Source organism: Phocaeicola faecicola, from assembly GCF_013618865.1.
In the GTDB taxonomy this organism is placed as follows: Bacteria; Bacteroidota; Bacteroidia; order Bacteroidales; family Bacteroidaceae; genus Phocaeicola; species Phocaeicola faecicola.
This window is the reverse complement of the sequence record NZ_JABSOE010000017.1, coordinates 21957-39713: the sequence shown is the minus strand read 5'-3', so window position 1 is coordinate 39713 and position 17757 is coordinate 21957. Positions and strand designations below refer to the sequence as shown.

Below are 17757 nucleotides of genomic sequence, written 5' to 3'. Positions count from 1 at the left end.
TAAGTAAAAAGTAAATATATGAATAAGCAGCAACTTGCAAATAAAATATGGGCATCGGCGAACAAGATGCGTTCGAAGATCGATGCCAACGAATACAAGGATTATATCCTTGGTCTTATTTTCTATAAGTTTCTCTGTGACAACGAGGAGCAATATCTTCGTAAGGATGGATGGACTGACGAGGATATGCCTTTTCTTGTTGAAGACTATGAAGATGCTAATGCAAAGGATACTATTGAGTACTGTAAGAACAATATCGGATACTTTATCGAGTATAAGTATCTGTTCAGTACATGGTTGAAGCCTGATTCTATGTTTAATGTGGCAGACCTGAGTGCTGCACTTAACAATTTTGACCGTTTGGTAAGTGCGAACTATCGCTCTGTCTATGAAAAGATCTTTTTGACTTTGCAAGCCGGTCTTAGTAAACTTGGAGAGAATCCAGCTTCGCAAACTCGCGCACTAAAAGACCTCATAAAACTCATTAAGGATATTCCTACCGATGGCAGTCAAGACTATGACGTGCTTGGCTATGTTTATGAATATTTGATTGGTAACTTCGCCGCCAATGCAGGCAAAAAGGCTGGTGAGTTCTATACACCACACGAAGTAGCTATACTTATGTCGGAGATTGTGGCAGAACACCATAAGGCAAAGGAAACTATCGAGATTTACGACCCAACATCTGGTTCTGGTTCGTTGCTTATCACTATTGGCAAGTCGGTTGGTAGGCATATCGAGGACAAGAATAAAGTTAAGTACTATGCACAGGAGCTGAAAGAGAATACCTATAACCTCACTCGAATGAATCTTGTGATGCGTGGTATCAAGCCAAACAACATCAATGCTCGCTGTGCAGACTCGCTTGATGAAGATTGGCCTGTACAGGCAGGCGATATGAGCAAGCCTCTTTATGTAGATGCTGTGGTCAGCAATCCTCCATATTCTCAGCATTGGAATCCTACTGATGCAGAAATGGACTCTCGTTTCAAGGATTACGGTGTGGCTCCAAAGAGCAAGGCTGATTATGCGTTTCTGCTCCATGAACTCCACCACATCAAGCCTGACGGCATTCTCACTATCGTTCTGCCTCATGGCGTACTTTTTCGAGGTGATCCAGAAAAAGATGTTGATGGCGAGGGGAAGATTCGTAAGAACCTCATAGAGAAGAACAACATCGACGCTATCATTGGTTTGCCTGCCAATATCTTCTTTGGCACTGGTATTCCTACACTCATTATGGTGCTGAAGCAGCATCGTGATAATGATGATGTACTAATCGTTGATGCTTCAAAGGGATTTGTAAAGGATGGCAAGCAGAACAAACTGCGTGCTTGCGACATTAAGCGCATTGCCGATACCGTTCGTGATAGAAAGTCAATCCCCGGTTTCTCTCGTGCAGTATCTCGTGACGAAATCCGTCAGAATGGTTACAACCTTAACATCCCCCGTTATGTAGATTCAAGCGAAACTGCTGTGCAGTATGACATCTACGCTACTATGTTTGGAGGCATTCCAGAGAGTGAGATTGATTCGCTCGAAAACTATTGGCAGGCATTACCATCATTGCGTGGCGAACTATTCCAAAGAAATGAAGATGACAGTCCATACGCAAGCGTGAAGGTGGAGAGCATAGCTGATGCTATCAACGAAAATGCAGACGTAAAAGCATTGAAACAGTCGTTTGTTGATGCCTTTGCAGGCTTCGAGGATATGCTTCATGATCACCTTATCACCAATGTCATGTCTGTAAACGAAATGAAGGAGCAGGATGCCATTGCAGAAGAAATCTTCCGCCGCCTACAATCAATCGCACTTGTTGATAAATATACCGCATATCAAGCATTGGCAGACAACTGGCAGACAATTGTCAATGACATTGAGACAATCCAAACCGATGGTATGGAGGCGGTTCGTGCCGTTGAGCAGGCTTATAAGATAAAGAAGGATGGTGATGACGAAGTCGAGGTTCCAGACGGACTTAAAGGGCGTATTTTGCCATTCGAATTAGTGCAGAGTGTGAAATTCCAGTCAGAACTTGATGCTATTGCTCAGATGCAAGCAGAAGTGGACGAATGTGTCTCAAATCTTGAGGATGCACCTAACAATTTCACTGAAGAGGAAACTACGGTATATCTTGAGGATGGCGACAGTCCAAAGTTGAACAAGAAGAAGATTACAAGTGATGCCAAAACCAAGGGAGATTCTATTGAACCTGAGACAAAGGCAAAACTCAAGGAGATTGTTGCTCTTTGGGACAAGCAAAGCAAGACAAACAAGGCTATCAAGGTGGCAAAGGCTGATTTAGAGTCTAAAACAATTGATACCATACAGAATTTGACAGATGTAGAGGTGGACGAATTTTTGCATTTGAAGTGGGTTACACCTATTTATGATGCAATAAAGCAAACTCTTGAATCCGAAATATATACTTTGAGCAAATCTTTAGTATATCTCTGTGGCAGATACGAAACAAGTTATAGAGACATCAATTCCCACATTTCTATCAATGGCAATATAATATCTTCGATGATTGACCAATTAATGGGTTCAGAATATGACATTAAGGGTTTGAAGGAATTACAATCTTTGTTATAATCACATATGGAAGAAATGACAAACATAATACCATCAATGAGATTCGATGAGTTTAAGTATTCTTGGAAGGTAACAACCTTAGGTGAAATAACTCGTCAATATAGGGAGTCTAACAAGAATGTTCATCATCAGAATCTTTTGTCATTGAGCTATGGCAAGATAGTGCGCAAGGATATAGAATCTAAAAAAGGACTTTTACCTGCTTCATTCGATACTTATCAGATAATAAAGAAAGATATTATCGTTTTTCGAGTGACCGATCTTCAAAATGACAAGAAAAGTCTTCGAGTTGGCATATCCGAAGAAGAAGGCATCATTACACCTGCTTATGTCTGTGTGGAGTGTGATACTAGAGTTGTAGATCCGCATTATCTCTACACACTGCTTCACTATTATGATGATATAACCAAAGTCTATTATAAAATGGGTGATGGTATGCGCCAGACATTGGCTTATTCCGACCTCAAAGAATTGAAGGTGTATTTGCCAAATTTTCCTGAACAACATAAAATTGTTGAGTGCTTTGAATTGCTAGACAAGCAAATCCAAATATCATCAAAAAAAATAGCATCTCTCCGACAAATGAAGACTGCTTCTCTTCATGCAATGTTCCCACAAAAAGGTGAGACAAGGCCTAGAGTTAGATTCAAAGGATTTGAAGATGAATATTCTTCAATGACAGCCAACGAATTGTTCAAGACCTTCGACGAAAGGAACCATCCAGAGCTTCCTGTACTATCAGCATGTCAGGATATTAGAGGAATGGCTCCTCGAAGTGAAAGTGGATATGATATTTTCCATGATAAATCAAACGAGGTGACATACAAGCGTGTGTTGCCAGGTCAGTTCGTCATCCATCTTCGTTCATTTCAAGGTGGCTTTGCACACTCGTCCGTTGAAGATATTTGTTCTCCGGCATATACAGTATTCGGTTTCAAGGAAGATGACAAACACGATGACTATTATTGGAAGTACATCTTTATGTCTAAAGCTTTCATTGATCGCTTGAAACTGATTACTTATGGTATTCGAGATGGTCGTTCAATCAGTTTTAAGGAGTTTATGGAAATGGACTTTGTTTTCCCTTCTTATGAAGAGCAGAAACAGATCTCTATTTTCTTCCGTACCATCGACAAACAAATATCTCTCGAAGAACAGAAACTAGAATCACTAAAACGCATCAAATCATCGTGTCTTGATAAGATGTTTGTTTAATCAAAATATTCAACATGGGCAAGACTATAACAACATACTTGATTGACGGAACGCCAAAGGGAGTGCAAACCGTCGTGATAAGCAACCGCACAATGATTGCTTATAATATACCCCGTACACGCATAGACATTTTGCGAGAAGATGAACGTAAAGAATTGCGTACGCCGGCTTTGTATATACTAATAGGTGAAGAAGAGAGCGGAAATCCGAAAGCTTATATCGGTGAGACCGAAAACTTTGATAAGAGAGTCCGTGACCATATCAATAAGAAGGATTTCTGGCAAAGAGCTTTGGTATTTGTCTCGCTTGCCCATGACAAGACAAAGGCTGACGTGCAGTATCTTGAAAAGAGATCTGTGGAGCTTGCACTGAAAGTCAATCAGTATACGCTGGATGAGAACAAGCAGAATCCCAAAAATCCTACTTTGACAGAGTCGCAAAGAAGTACCGATGACGAATACTTTGAAGACATCCGCTTCATCGTGTCGTTCATGGGTTATAACATCTTCGAGAAGGCTGAAGTAACAGACAAGTCGCCTATGTTCTACATCGTAGAGAATGGAATTCTTGCCAAGGGTATCTATAATGATGGAGGCATGACAGTATTGGAAGGAAGCAAGATATGTGTGAAAGAAAGTGCTAAGTTCAGACACCCAGAACAGAGAGCAAAAATGCTCAAAGAATGCCGTTGTGAACTGGAAGACGATTTCTACATCGTAAAGCGTGCTAAGTCATTTCCATCACCAAGTGGAGCTGCAGTATTCTGTCTCGGTCGTTCTTCGAACGGTTGGTCAGCTTGGATAAGCAATATTGATAAGAAGAAAGCTAAAACATTAAATCAACTCTATAGAAACAAAGAATAGCTATGAGTAACACTCAATACACATCAAACTCTAACTTCTGCCCAAAACCTGTTGCAGAGTTAATCACGACAAAGTATCACTTTGTCATCCCTTCCTACCAGCGTGGTTATCGTTGGGAGGAAAAACAGGTTATTGACCTATTGGAAGACATTTGTGAGTTTGCTAAACAGGATAAAGAAGATAGTTATTACCTGCAGCCACTCGTCGTAAAACCTTGCAAGTGGACAGATACTGATGGCGTACAGATTGATGCCTGGGAAGTTTTGGATGGGCAGCAACGTTTAACCACCCTTAGATTGATATTGATGTTCATATTTGAATATGGTTTGATGCCTTTGGAAAAGAAGATATTCACACCCGATAAGATTTACAATCTGACCTATACTAATCGCCCTCAGTTGGATTTTGAAAACCCCAAACCTCAAGACAACATAGACAGTTACTATCTGGCTGTTGCCAAGAATGTGATTGAGAAATGGTTTACGAATCACATCTATGACGGGGTAATGAATTCAATCAAAGACTGTTTACTTCTTCCTAATAATAGCAAGCAAGTAAAGTTCATTTGGTATGTGGTTTCAGAAGAGAAGCAAGCCATTGAAAGCATACAGGTTTTTAACAGACTTAACAAAGGAAAAATCAGTCTTACAAGTTCAGAACTTATCAAGGCATTGTTTATCATGGATAGAAATATCCTATCTAATAACGATCGGGTCGAAGCTGACAAACTGGCATTGGATTGGAACATCATGGAGCGTCAGTTTCAGGATGATAAGTTCTGGTACTTTATTAGCAACAACAATGATAGTCATCAGACGAGAATAGATGTATTGTTTGACTTTGTAACAGAGAAACCAACTGACCACGCGGATAAAGATTATTCGTATCGTCTATTCCAGAACCTATATGACTATTGCAGAGCGCAAGAACGTAAAGATGATTCTGTAGAACTTAAACAACTATGGAAGAAACACGGTATTGACAACATGCGTGCTGCTTGGGAGTATGTCATAAAAACTAATGACAGGTTGATTGCCTGGTACGAAAACAACTTATACTATCACTATGTTGGTTATCTGGTAAGTGTTGGCAATCAACCTCTTGATATCTATAACAAGCTAGAAAACGCCAAGCAACAGTTTTCTGGAAGAGAGTGGACAAATGATGATACCGAGAAAGAGTTCCATAAACTAATTATGGATAGTTTCAAAGACAAAGGTAACTATCTCAACGCAGCCAGCATTGACGGTTTTGAATACGGCTCAAAGTATGTGTTCCGTCTATTGCTTTTGTTCAATGTAGAGACAAGCCGCCAGAAGGGACAGCGCTTTGCATTTGACTCATTCAAGAAAGAAAAATGGGACATTGAACATATTGACTCTCAGAACAACGCATCATTGGTTGAACACGAAGACCGTTTGCGCTGGTTGAATAATGTGGCTTATATTCTTGGAATAGAATCAAAACTGAATGAAAGAAAGGCAACAGCAAAGCCACTTTACAATAAATGCATGGATTTTATTCCAAAGTATGAAGCTAATCTTAGGGGAACTGGCATTGACAAACAATACACCGACTTCTGTAAAGAGGTACTTGAATACTTTTCTGCTGGTGATGGTGCAATAAAGAATAAGGATAGCATAGGCAATCTGACATTGCTTGATTATAAGACTAATAGAGAGTATCAAGATGCACCATTTCCATATAAGCGCCACTGCATTATCCGCGAAGATAAGGCCGGAAAACGCTTTATGCCAATAGGTACACGAAATGTATTCTTGAAATACTATTCGAACTCTAATACAGAATCATCCTTCATAGATGCAATGCGATGGAGTATGCCTGACTTTGATGGCTATCTAAGGGAGATACACAACACGGTTGATGTTATCTTCAATGTGTTTAACTCTAATTCTACAGAAACTTATGAGCGATAATATAGATAAAATGTGTTTCGCAGATCTTATTAAGAAAGGTAAGATACGCATACCACAGATACAACGTGACTATGCACAGGGACGTAAGAACAAAGAGGTGAAGGAAATCCGCAACCATTTTGTACGTAGCCTTTTGCTTGTAGTAACAGGTAAGAAGGCTGAAACACAACTTGACTTTGTGTATGGTAGTGATAGAAAAAACGCTTTTGAACCTCTAGATGGTCAGCAGCGTTTGACTACCTTGTTTATCCTGCATTGGGTGTTAGGCGTCGATTTGCAGACAGCCGAAGGTGAATCTATATTGATATATGAGACTCGTAATACCTCAGAAGCGTTCTGTAAAGAATTGGTTCACCATAATGCAAAGCAATTTGTGAATGAAGCTGCTGAAAAGACAAAAGAGTCAAAGAAAAAAACTGATGAAGAGAGAAGTAAACCAGAAGAGCAGCGTGATGCCTCAAAACTGAAGGCACATATCTATACACCATCTGAAATTATCCAAAATAGAGATTGGTTCCAATGGGGATGGCGTTTTGATCCTACCATCAACTCTATGCTTGTAATGATAGACACTATCTGTGAGCAGATGGATTGGACGTTGGATTTGGATGCTTGTCAGGCTAGATTAAACAATATCACCTTTAATCATCTTGACTTGGGCGAGATGGGCATGTCTGATGAGTTGTTCATTAAGATGAATGCAAGAGGGAAGCTTCTTTCTGATTTTGACAAGTTGAAATCTACACTTGAGGAAGAAATTCAATTGCAGCAAGGAGAAGTAAATTGTGATGGTAAGAAACTTGCTGATTCATACATAGAACATGCTTGGCGTGAGAATATGGATGGAAAGTGGATAGATTTGTTTTGGCAGAAGTATGCAAGTGCAGTTATGACGCAGATTCCTTCTGATGATAATAAAAAAGAAAGACTTGCCGCTGCAAAGGAAACTGAAAAAAGATTGAAGATATTTCTGTTGCGTATGATTGCAATGCAGTTGTTTGCAAAAGTACCTAGCATAGATTTGTCGAATGACTTTGAGAAACCAGATGATGATGACGAGGAAGCAATGCGTCTATATGAAATCAGAAAGAATCGTATATATAATTTGCATGAAACCCTGTTTGAGTCTTCATATAATGTTAATGAATCAGATCTAGATGATTTGTTAATCGCATACCAGAATTATCTCGTTGACTGGAGAAGTAGCGACAGCAATATATTGCCTAGTTATTGCACAATCATTGATTTCAGAGAGCTCATAAATGATATTAACTTATGGATTATTGATAAAGGTGAAGGGCAATATACGGATGTAACAACATTATTGCCTCTGGATTCGTTCTTCGATAACAATGACTACACCTATTTCTCTCATTTAGTTGGCGATAACATTAGTAATGATACCCTTGCCACATTGTATTCATTGCAATGCTTCCTGAAGCTCTACCCATATAGGTCCGACTCGGAGGCTTGGTGCTTGAACTTTGAGGAATGGACACGTATGTCTCGAAACGTATTTAAGTTCGATAACAATACTGACCGTATCAATAAACGGAAGGATGCTTCGGATGCATTTGGAGCTGTATTCAGTATGGTTTCGGATATGAAGCGCTATCATGAAGATAATGGTATAGACCTTTATGAAAACAATGCTGCAGTATTGTTATTTCTCAAACAACTTAATCACCCATACAAGGGTATTGACAATAAGTCTTTGGAGGAAGAAGAGGATAAGGCAAAATTGCGACTTATCGACAACGAAGGTATTATTAATGTTTCCTGGACAGATGCAATAAGAAATGCTGAAAGAAATCCATATTTATGGGGACAAATACGATGTCTGTTACATTGGGCAAATGGTAACCTGGAAACATTTATTGGTTATTCTAATTGCTTGACAAAGTGGATAAATCTTGATAGACAATGGGAAAAACAAGAACTGTATTATAACGCTATGTTATGCTTACAGCCGGATTGCTGGAAATCGAAGAATCGACTCTATGAGTTTAATAGAGACCGAGACAACAGTATGAAGCGTTATTTGCGAGAGGAACCAGAATTTGGTGAATCTGTTCGTGTGTTCATAAAAACATGGATAGATTGGAATGATCAAGCAACATTTGAGGACTTCTGCAAACACATAGTTGAGTCAACCAGCAACATAGGATGGGTAAAGTATTTCAAACAACGTCCTCATATTATTTGGGAATCTCGAAGAAAGAGATTCTATGAAGATAAAGGACATATAATTTTTGCTCAATTACAGTCAACAGATAGCCATTGTTTAGACCCAATACTTATATATATCAAGACACTTGCTACTGATGTATTTTATAATGAAGAAGAAAAAAAATTGATGAAAGATGTAACTGTAGAATTGCAAGACTCAAAATCTCTTGGTTCTCATGGTTTGCTTATAAGCATACCTAACCACAACTGCGAGATTCGTTGGGGTGATGGCATAGGTGACTATGTCATTACAGAAGATGACACAACATCAATAGTTAATGACATTGATGTACTTGTGTCAACAATGAAACTAACGATAGAGCGATATAAAACAGAATACTATAATCATTTATGATAAGCAGAATTTAAATATGGCTAACGATAATACTCAATTCTTCATCAAGGAACTTGCATTTGAGCAGGCTCTTGCCAATCTTCTTCACACCAGTCATGGATGGGATGGAGGAATCATGATGAATCCAACAGAGGAAGACCTTGTACAGAACTGGGCGAATATCCTCTATGATAATAACCGCGACATTAACCGATTGGGCAATGCACCTTTGACAAAGACAGAGATGCAGCAAGTGATTGACCAAGTGAACATGTGTGCTTCACCATTTGAGATGAACCGTCTTATCAATGGTGGACAGGTTATAATAAAGCGTGATAATCCAGCAGATGCAAATAACTGTGGCAAGGAGGTATATTTGAAAATCTTTGATGCACAGGAAATATGTGCTGGTCAGAGCCGTTATCAGATTGTACGTCAACCTCGTTTCAAGGCTTCTCATCCATTGGGAGGCGAACGTCGAGGCGATATAATGCTACTTATCAACGGTATGCCTGTAATCCATGTGGAATTGAAACGTAGCGGAGTGGATGTGACACAAGCAGTCTTCCAGATTAAGCGTTACACTCACGAAGGTGTTTTTTCTAGTGGTATCTTCAAATTAGTACAAATTTTCGTGGCCATGACACCCGAAAAGACTTTGTACTTTGCTAATCCAGGAGCAGAAGATAACTTCAAACCTGAGTTCCAATTCCATTGGGCTGACTTCAATAATATGGAAATAACTGATTGGCGTATTATTGCTAGTCAATTATTGTCAATCCCTATGGCACATCAGCTTGTGGGTTACTATACTATAGCAGACGAAAAGGACAAGATGCTAAAGGTGCTACGCTCATATCAGTATTATGCAGCTAGCAAGATAAGCGATGTGACTCACCGCACAAACTGGGATACTCACCAGCATCGTGGTGGTTATATCTGGCACACTACAGGATCAGGTAAAACCATGACTTCATTTAAGAGTGCTCAGCTCATAGCAAATTCTGGTGATGCAGACAAGGTGGTATTCCTGCTTGACCGCATCGAACTCTCAATACAGTCTTTGGATGAATACCGTGGCTTTGCTGGCGATGATGATAGCATACAGGATACTCAGAATACAGCTATACTAGTCAGCAAGTTGAGGAGTATCGATCCTGATGACCGACTGATTGTAACATCCATACAAAAGATGTCGAACATCAATGTGCAGAACGGCATCGCTCAGAGCGAGATAGATGCAATCGGACGTAAACGATTGGTTTTTATCATTGATGAGTGCCATCGTAGTGTATTCGGAGGTATGCTTATTGGTATCAAGAATGCTTTTCCACGTGCGTTGCTCTTTGGTTTCACAGGGACACCAGTCTTTGAAGAAAATGCACATAACGAGATAACTACAGAAACACTCTTTGGTGACATGTTGCACAAATACACAATAGCAAGTGGTATTCCTGATGGCAACGTACTGGGATTTGATGTGTATCGAGTAAACACATACGAAGATGATGAACTGCGTGAAAAGGCAGCTTTTGCACAACTCGGGGTTCATTCCATCGAGGAGGTAGATGAGGATGAAGAAAAGAAGAAGGTGTATAACAAGTTTATTTCTGAACTACAGATGCCAGATACATATAATGATCCAAAGACAGGAAAGTTGACACATGGTATCGAGCACTATCTGCCAAAAGATATTTATCAGCAACGAGTGCATCAATTAGCTGTAGTACAGGATATTGTGGCACATCGTGAGCAGGCAAGCAAGAATGGCAAGTTCCATGCTATCCTTGCCACACAAAACATTCCAGAGGCTATCGCATATTATAAACTATTCAAGGAACTATACCCATCGGTAAATGCCGTAACTGTATTTGACAATAATATCGATAACAGTGATGAAGGTATTGCTAAGGAAGATGCTATACTGGAGATGCTTACCGACTATAACGCTCGCTATCAAACAACCTTTGCATTGGCAACTTACGGCAAGTACAAGAAGGATGTAGCTAAGCGTTTGGCACATAAGAAGCCTTACTTGGGTATAGAACATGATCATCAACAACAGATTGACCTACTTATCGTTGTAACACAGATGCTGACTGGTTATGACTCAAAATGGGTGAACACTTTGTATGTGGACAAGGTGATGAAATATGTGGACATAATTCAGTCGTTTTCACGTACCAATCGTTTGTTTGGACCAGACAAACCGTTTGGTATCATCAAGTACTATACTTTTCCATACACAATGGAGCAGAATATAGAAGATGCTCTTGAAGTATATGTGGACAGACCTCTTGGAGTGTTTGTGGATAAACTGGAGCAGAACCTTGATAGCATCAATCGTTATTTCCTGCACATAAGTGATATCTTTAAGTCTCATAACATTCAGAATTTCTCAAAGTTGCCTGATACTCGCGAAGACCGCAATATGTTTGCCAAGGACTTTGTGCAGATGACTCGTTTGCTTGAAGCTGCAAAATTGCAAGGCTTCCTTTGGGAGAAGACTGAGTATGAGTTTGAGCATGGTGATACCTACACAAAGGTAAAAATGGAGATTGATGAATCAACATATCTTACCCTACTACAGCGTTATCGCGAATTGTTTGAGTCAAAGCCAGGAGGTAACTCTGAGCCTACAGAGTTTGACTATCCAATCGATACCTATATCACAGAAACAGGTACAGGAACTATTGATGCCGAATATATCAACTCAAAATTTGTGAAGTTTGTCAAGAACCTCTATATGAATGGTCCAGGTAGTGAACTGACAAAAGAGGCTTTGAAGGAATTGCACAAGACGTTTGCCTCACTCTCACAGCGTGACCAGCGTACGGCAATAGTGGTTTTGCATGACATAGAGAGTGGTGATCTTCACCTTGAGACAGGAAAGACCATTCAAGATTACATTGCAGAGTACCAGCTTCGTGAGCTCCACAAGCAGATTATGATACTTGCAGAGGCTACAGGCTTAAACTTCAGTCAGCTTACCCATATCATGGGACGTGACGTGACAGAACAGAATATCAATGAGTATAACCAGTTTGAGAACCTTAAACTGACTCTTGATGGCGTGAAGACTCGCGCTTTCCTCGAAAAGATAGAAGGTACAACAATTCCACCTCGTATGGTACGGCCAAAGGCTGACAAGATGCTTCGCGATTTCATCCTTGACGGAGCAAAACGAGAAGCCATCCTGAAGGCTTATCTTGGCGTAAACGTTGATGTTAAATCGGAAGCTGAAACATTACCAGAAGAAGTTGTGACTGTTACAGCAGGGAAAAACTCCGAAGTAGAGACTGGTTTCAATTTGGAAACTGTAAGAGATAAGATAGAAGAGATATTGACTTCATGCATCCCTTCATTGTTGCCCCACATGCGTTCAAAGAAGGAAATTATAAATAGTGTATTCTATGTAATCAATACCAAGTCGATTGACTCTCTTGACGGTGTGGACATTTTCATTCAGAGAGCATTTGAGAATCTATATGCTAAGAAGTCTACACTAGTGGATAAGCATATCGCATTCAATCAGTTAGTGACAAAGTTTGAGGCGTATCTTAAAAAGCTTTACTACCTTATCAATGGTAAAGAACTTTCTGCTCGTAATGAAGGTGACACTCCTTCATGGAAGGATGCGCTCTATGCTCACAAGTGCTTGTGGAACCTGCGCTGGAGCACAGACGAAGCCAAGCAACAGCTCTATAAGTGGTTGTTATTGGTGAAGGGCTGGCGCAACGAAGAGTCTCATATTTCTCCAACAGCTTCAGAGCAGGAGGTAGATACCGCACTCAACATAATCCTTACCATGTATTTCTACGTAACGGGTTCGTCAATAACTGCCCTAGAAGCTAATGGACACGATATTTCTGGTTCTGATACTCCTGTAGAAGCAACAAGTAAAATTGTAGATTTTACTCCTTATCATATGAATGATGAGACTCAAATTGCAGCAGAACCAGAAGATATAAGAAATCTGCCAGAAGAAACACGGATAGATATTCTCAGAAAGAGTATAATACAACTTTTAGGTTACACCCCTAAAAAGTCGCCGTTCACAAAGCAACGTCACTGGATTGCAATTTATCGTATTGCTGCTGACATGGGATTTATTATTGATGGCGATTATGCTTATTTCAAGTCAATTATTGACAATATGGAGATTGAGACACTGAATGTTCCTCTGACAACTGCATATTTAGAGAAAACTGTCAAAGGTTTGTATGCAACTAATATTGAGGATTGGACCAATGAAGGGCTATCCTCAAAAGAACTAGCAGAATATGAAGAAATTAAGAGTTGTGCAGATGCTTTTTCCAAGGTTGTTGTGAAGAATATTCCTAAAAAAAAGAGTTCTAATTGATTTTATTTGAAAGAGTGCAGAAAGACTGCACTCTTTCTGCATAATTTTGCCATATAAATTAAAACAATGAGCTTATGCCAACAAATAAAAATGCACAATTAAGATATCAGGTGCTTGACAAATGTTTGAGCAATTGGTCAAGACGTTATTACATTGAAGACCTTGTTGACGCATGTAATGAGGCTCTTTATCTGTATAATGGCGAAACTAAAGATGGAGGTGGGGTTAAGAAACGTCAAGTTCAAGAAGATTTGAAGTTCATTGAAAGTGAAGAAGGTTATGCAATGTTGATTGATGCTATTCAGGATGGACACCGTAAATATTACCGTTATCACAAAAAAGGTGCTTCTATCAAAAAACAGCCTATAAATCAAGAAGAATTTGACTTGATACATAACGCCTTGATTCTCCTAAAACGCTTTGAAGGTGTACCACAGTTCGAATGGTTAGATGATTTGGAGAAAAGGCTCTACACCACCAGCAAACTAGGTGAAACTTTAGATTCGGTTGTAAGTTTTCAGTATAATCCGTATCTCAAAGGTATGGACACGTATTATAAACCAATTTTTGACTCTATTGTAAATAAAAGGGTTATCGAAATAGTGTATCATCCATTTGGTAAAGATGCCAGAACTATTGTTATAACTCCTTACTTTCTGAAGCAGTACAATAACAGATGGTTTCTCATAGGAAAGCATAAAGATTCGGAATACCTATCCAATTTTGCAATAGACAGAATTGAGGGTTTTAAGGAAACATCTAAATCCTACGAGCCACTTGCCGAGGATATAGATTTCAAAGAGTATTTTAGCGATGTTGTTGGTGTCTCACTAAGTAATGCACCTGTTGAAGAGGTTATTCTTAAAGTCAGTAATCGAGCTTACGGATATATTGTGACAAAACCGTTGCATGAGTCCCAATCAACTGTCTCAACCCCAATGGAAGATGGTTACTGGCAAGTCACACTCAAAGTTCAGAATAATTATGAGCTTCGTTCTCTGCTTCGTTCTTTTGGAGAGCAGATTGAAGTTATAGCACCTGAATCTTTGCGTAAAATGATGAAAGATTCAGCAGATGCAATGAGCCGTATGTATAATGACAATAAAAGCGAAGATTAAATGTCAAAAACAAATATACCCCAAAAAGTAATGCGATTGTTGTGGCTCAGGGCTGCAGGTCGATGTGAGTTTGAAGGATGCAATAAAATCCTTTATGAAGGAGATATAACGAAGGAGTATGGGAACTTTGGAGAACTATGCCATATCATTGGAGATTCGCCAAATGGTCCTCGTGGTGGTGAAAAATCAGAATCATTGGCACAGGATATAAATAATATAATATTGTTGTGTCCTGCTTGTCATAAAATAATAGATTCAGACCCTGAGAAATATACTATAGAGATTGTGGAAGGGATGAAGAAGCGTCATGAGGACAGAATTCGTCTCGTGACTGGTATAGCGAACGACAAAAAGAGTCATGTAGTTACATACTATAGCAAAATCGGGAAACATCTTCCCGACTTCTCGTTCAATACTATCTCTTCGGTCTTATTCCCAGTATACTACCCAGAGGCAAGTTCTGCAATAGAGATTAGTATGAAGGGAAATGTCATGAAGGAATCTGATCCGAATTTTTGGGAGATAGAGGATAACAACCTGCAGGCTGCATTTGCCTACGAAGTAAAACAACGTATTCAGTATTCAGAAACAAAACACATTTCATTATTTCCGTTTGCTGATATGCCATTGTTAGTAAGACTTGGGACGTTATTTAATGACATTCGCGAATTGAAAGTATATCAGCCACATCGTGACACCAAGAAATGGGAATGGCAGGAGAGTGGTGATGAGAACATTGAGTTTAGAATTATCGAACCAGCAGAAAAGAGCAAGCAGCCTGTTCTTGTGTTTGCGCTGAGTGCTACAGCTATCACGGAGAGAATTAGAACATTATATTCTAGCCAAGATGTTTCAATATGGACAGTTACATGCACTAATCCTAACAATGATTTTTTAAAGACAGAAGCAAAACTTAATGAATTTGCAAGTTTCACTAGAGAGGTGCTTGACAAAATAAAAGCATCATCAGCCTATAATGAGATTTTGGTTCACATGGCCATGCCTGTAGCGTGTGCGTTTATGCTCGGTCACGTTTGGATGCCCAAAGCTGACATGAAACTAATACTGCACGACTATTATAATAATACCGAAAATAGAGCAATTATAATTGAATAAGATATGAGAGAATTAACAACAGAAGAACATAAACAATTCAACGAAATTTTTGAGAATTTAGGTGCGTCTTTGGATGTGCCTGAATCAAGATATGACGAGCTGGTAAGCAGCTATCAGGCTGTAGGCAAATTCCTTGGAGACGAATCTTCCCCGCTAGCTCCATATAAGCCTGAGATTCAACCACAAGGTTCGTTTCTACTAGGAACGATGATTACTCCAGTCAATGAGAACGATGATCTTGATATTGACTTAGTGTGTGAGTTGATGGAAAAGCATCCTGACTGGACTGCGGAAAACTTAAAAGCAAAAGTTGGCGAAAGACTGAAGGTTTCAGAACGATACAAGAAGTTATTGGATGAAGAGGGGCGTCGATGTTGGACACTTTTATATCGTAAAAATTCAGAAAACGCAAGCGATAAATATCACTTGGACATCCTTCCATGTGTAAACAACGAGAAGACACGCCTTCGGGAGCAATATTTCAGTGTGTCAGTAGGGCAGGTTGACAAGCTTGCTCTCCGTATTACTGACAGGGAACTCTCTAACTATAAATATGAGACAGATAGTAGTAAATGGCTTAAGAGCAATCCGTTTGGTTATGCCAAATGGTTTGAGGATAGGTGCAGTGTATTGACTCGTAGAACAGTTTTGTTTTCCGAAGCTAAAGTTGGCAATGTGCCAGCATATAAAGAGAAGAAAAGTCCTTTGCAACGTGTTGTACAGATACTTAAACGTCACCGTGACTTAATGTTTAACGGCGATGAAAACAAGCCAATCTCTATTATTATCACAACACTAGCAGCACGTGCTTACAACAAGGAAACAGACGTTCTTGATGCGTTGGTAAACGTAGTCAACAGTATGGAGAGATATATCGAACGTGAACCAAATACCGGTCTGTGTATTGTGCGTAATCCCGTAAATCCTGATGAGAACTTTGCCGACAAATGGGTAGAAACACCGCAGAAACAGTTAAACTTCTTTGCATGGTTAAAACAAGTAAAGCAAGATGTGGAGCAAATCATTGAAAAAAGAGGTGGTTTGCAATTAATTGCTGAGTCTATGAACAAACCTTTCGGTAGAGATGTAGTGCAGCGGACTTTTAGTGCAATTGCCGACAATCAACGTAAAAACAGAGATAATAACGTATTAAGAGCTACGATAACAGGTGCTTTAGGAACTATTGGTACGGTTGTGAAAGCTCATACATTCCATGGAGACGAATAAATGCAAAGAGAAAAGAAATTTACAAAAATACAGCAGAAGGCTTTTTTGCAACAAGCATATCCCAACGGACACTTCTATGCAGAAACTCCAACGAGTTTCTGCTGGAAGTATTCCGTGCAACCATCTTCTTTAAGTGGAACTTATCAATTCAAGATTTGCTACAAAGAAGGAAAGCATGTGGATGTGTTTGCTCTAGATAAGTTATCTCTGTGTGAAGGAGAAAAAGGATTGCCACATGTTTATAATACTGATAAGCAGCATCTCTGTATCTACCATCGTCCATCAGAAGAATGGAATGCTTCGCACAAAATAACAGAAATTATTCCCTGGATTTCAGAATGGTTTTACTATTATGAAAATTGGCTTGTTACAGCCAAGTGGCTTGGAGGAGGAATCCACAGAGGAAAGAAAGAGTGATATTGTATTTTAAGTATAGTAATAAGAGGCTTCTAATATCCACTCTAATTGACCAATCGAATTAAAAGTATTTGTTTGTCCACAATATCCTTCCATCATCCCAGTTCGTTTCAAATGGTTCAACTTGTTTTCGCAAATTTTATTGATTAAGGTAAAGTAACAGGAAGCATAAAAGTATCTTATGAAAAATAGGGATTAAGTAAGTGTATTTTATTATTTAACTTAATAATTGCAGTAGCTATTTTTAGTATGTTTGCAGTCATACTAAGAGTTTTTTCTTTGTTATGACTGCAAATATTCTTCCCGTTTTATAGTTTACCACATTCTGTATGGCATTAAA

10 protein-coding genes are annotated in these 17757 nt (G+C 39.2%); all 10 read left to right on the top strand.

The annotated features are described in order from the left end of the window. Positions 1-18 precede the first annotated feature (18 nt). On the top strand, positions 19-2598 hold the full coding sequence (locus H3001_RS06640) for a type I restriction-modification system subunit M (protein WP_117597251.1): 2580 nt from the start codon (positions 19-21) through the stop codon (positions 2596-2598). Positions 2599-2604: 6 nt separating this feature from the next. After that, positions 2605-3813 carry a restriction endonuclease subunit S gene (locus H3001_RS06635; protein WP_181214457.1) on the top strand — a complete coding sequence of 403 codons (1209 nt, stop codon included), beginning with the start codon at positions 2605-2607 and terminating at the stop codon, positions 3811-3813. A 92-nt stretch (positions 3814-3905) separates the two neighbouring features. Next, positions 3906-4676: a GIY-YIG nuclease family protein gene (locus H3001_RS06630; RefSeq protein ID WP_246368514.1), complete on the top strand. Its 771-nt coding sequence runs from the start codon at positions 3906-3908 to the stop codon at positions 4674-4676. A 2-nt stretch (positions 4677-4678) separates the two neighbouring features. Beyond that, positions 4679-6613 carry a DUF262 domain-containing protein gene (locus tag H3001_RS06625; protein ID WP_032946559.1) on the top strand — a complete coding sequence of 645 codons (1935 nt, stop codon included), beginning with the start codon at positions 4679-4681 and terminating at the stop codon, positions 6611-6613. After that, positions 6603-9197, top strand: a complete 2595-nt coding sequence (locus tag H3001_RS06620) for a DUF262 domain-containing protein (RefSeq protein ID WP_181214456.1) — start codon at positions 6603-6605, stop codon at positions 9195-9197. The genes H3001_RS06625 and H3001_RS06620 overlap by 11 nt, the downstream gene beginning before the upstream one ends. Before the next feature lie 16 nt (positions 9198-9213). Further along, positions 9214-13539, top strand: a complete 4326-nt coding sequence (locus H3001_RS06615; RefSeq protein WP_032946555.1) for a type I restriction endonuclease subunit R — start codon at positions 9214-9216, stop codon at positions 13537-13539. Positions 13540-13613: 74 nt separating this feature from the next. Continuing rightward, a complete protein-coding gene (locus tag H3001_RS06610; RefSeq protein WP_032946553.1) occupies positions 13614-14657 on the top strand; it encodes a helix-turn-helix transcriptional regulator in 1044 nt (347 codons plus the stop codon). Next, complete coding sequence (locus H3001_RS06605) at positions 14658-15773, top strand: HNH endonuclease (RefSeq protein WP_032946551.1); 1116 nt, start codon at positions 14658-14660, stop codon at positions 15771-15773. Positions 15774-15776: 3 nt separating this feature from the next. After that, positions 15777-17000, top strand: a complete 1224-nt coding sequence (locus tag H3001_RS06600) for a nucleotidyltransferase domain-containing protein (RefSeq protein ID WP_032946549.1) — start codon at positions 15777-15779, stop codon at positions 16998-17000. Beyond that, positions 17001-17417, top strand: a complete 417-nt coding sequence (locus tag H3001_RS06595) for a hypothetical protein (protein WP_032946548.1) — start codon at positions 17001-17003, stop codon at positions 17415-17417. The last annotated feature ends 340 nt before the right edge of the window (positions 17418-17757 follow it).

Coding starts and splice junctions, on each gene's coding strand:
- H3001_RS06640 (WP_117597251.1), top strand. CDS start 19: ATGAATAAGCAGCAACTTGCAAATAAAATATGGGCATCGGCGAACAAG.
- H3001_RS06635 (WP_181214457.1), top strand. CDS start 2,605: ATGGAAGAAATGACAAACATAATACCATCAATGAGATTCGATGAGTTT.
- H3001_RS06630 (WP_246368514.1), top strand. CDS start 3,906: ATGATTGCTTATAATATACCCCGTACACGCATAGACATTTTGCGAGAA.
- H3001_RS06625 (WP_032946559.1), top strand. CDS start 4,679: ATGAGTAACACTCAATACACATCAAACTCTAACTTCTGCCCAAAACCT.
- H3001_RS06620 (WP_181214456.1), top strand. CDS start 6,603: ATGAGCGATAATATAGATAAAATGTGTTTCGCAGATCTTATTAAGAAA.
- H3001_RS06615 (WP_032946555.1), top strand. CDS start 9,214: ATGGCTAACGATAATACTCAATTCTTCATCAAGGAACTTGCATTTGAG.
- H3001_RS06610 (WP_032946553.1), top strand. CDS start 13,614: ATGCCAACAAATAAAAATGCACAATTAAGATATCAGGTGCTTGACAAA.
- H3001_RS06605 (WP_032946551.1), top strand. CDS start 14,658: ATGTCAAAAACAAATATACCCCAAAAAGTAATGCGATTGTTGTGGCTC.
- H3001_RS06600 (WP_032946549.1), top strand. CDS start 15,777: ATGAGAGAATTAACAACAGAAGAACATAAACAATTCAACGAAATTTTT.
- H3001_RS06595 (WP_032946548.1), top strand. CDS start 17,001: ATGCAAAGAGAAAAGAAATTTACAAAAATACAGCAGAAGGCTTTTTTG.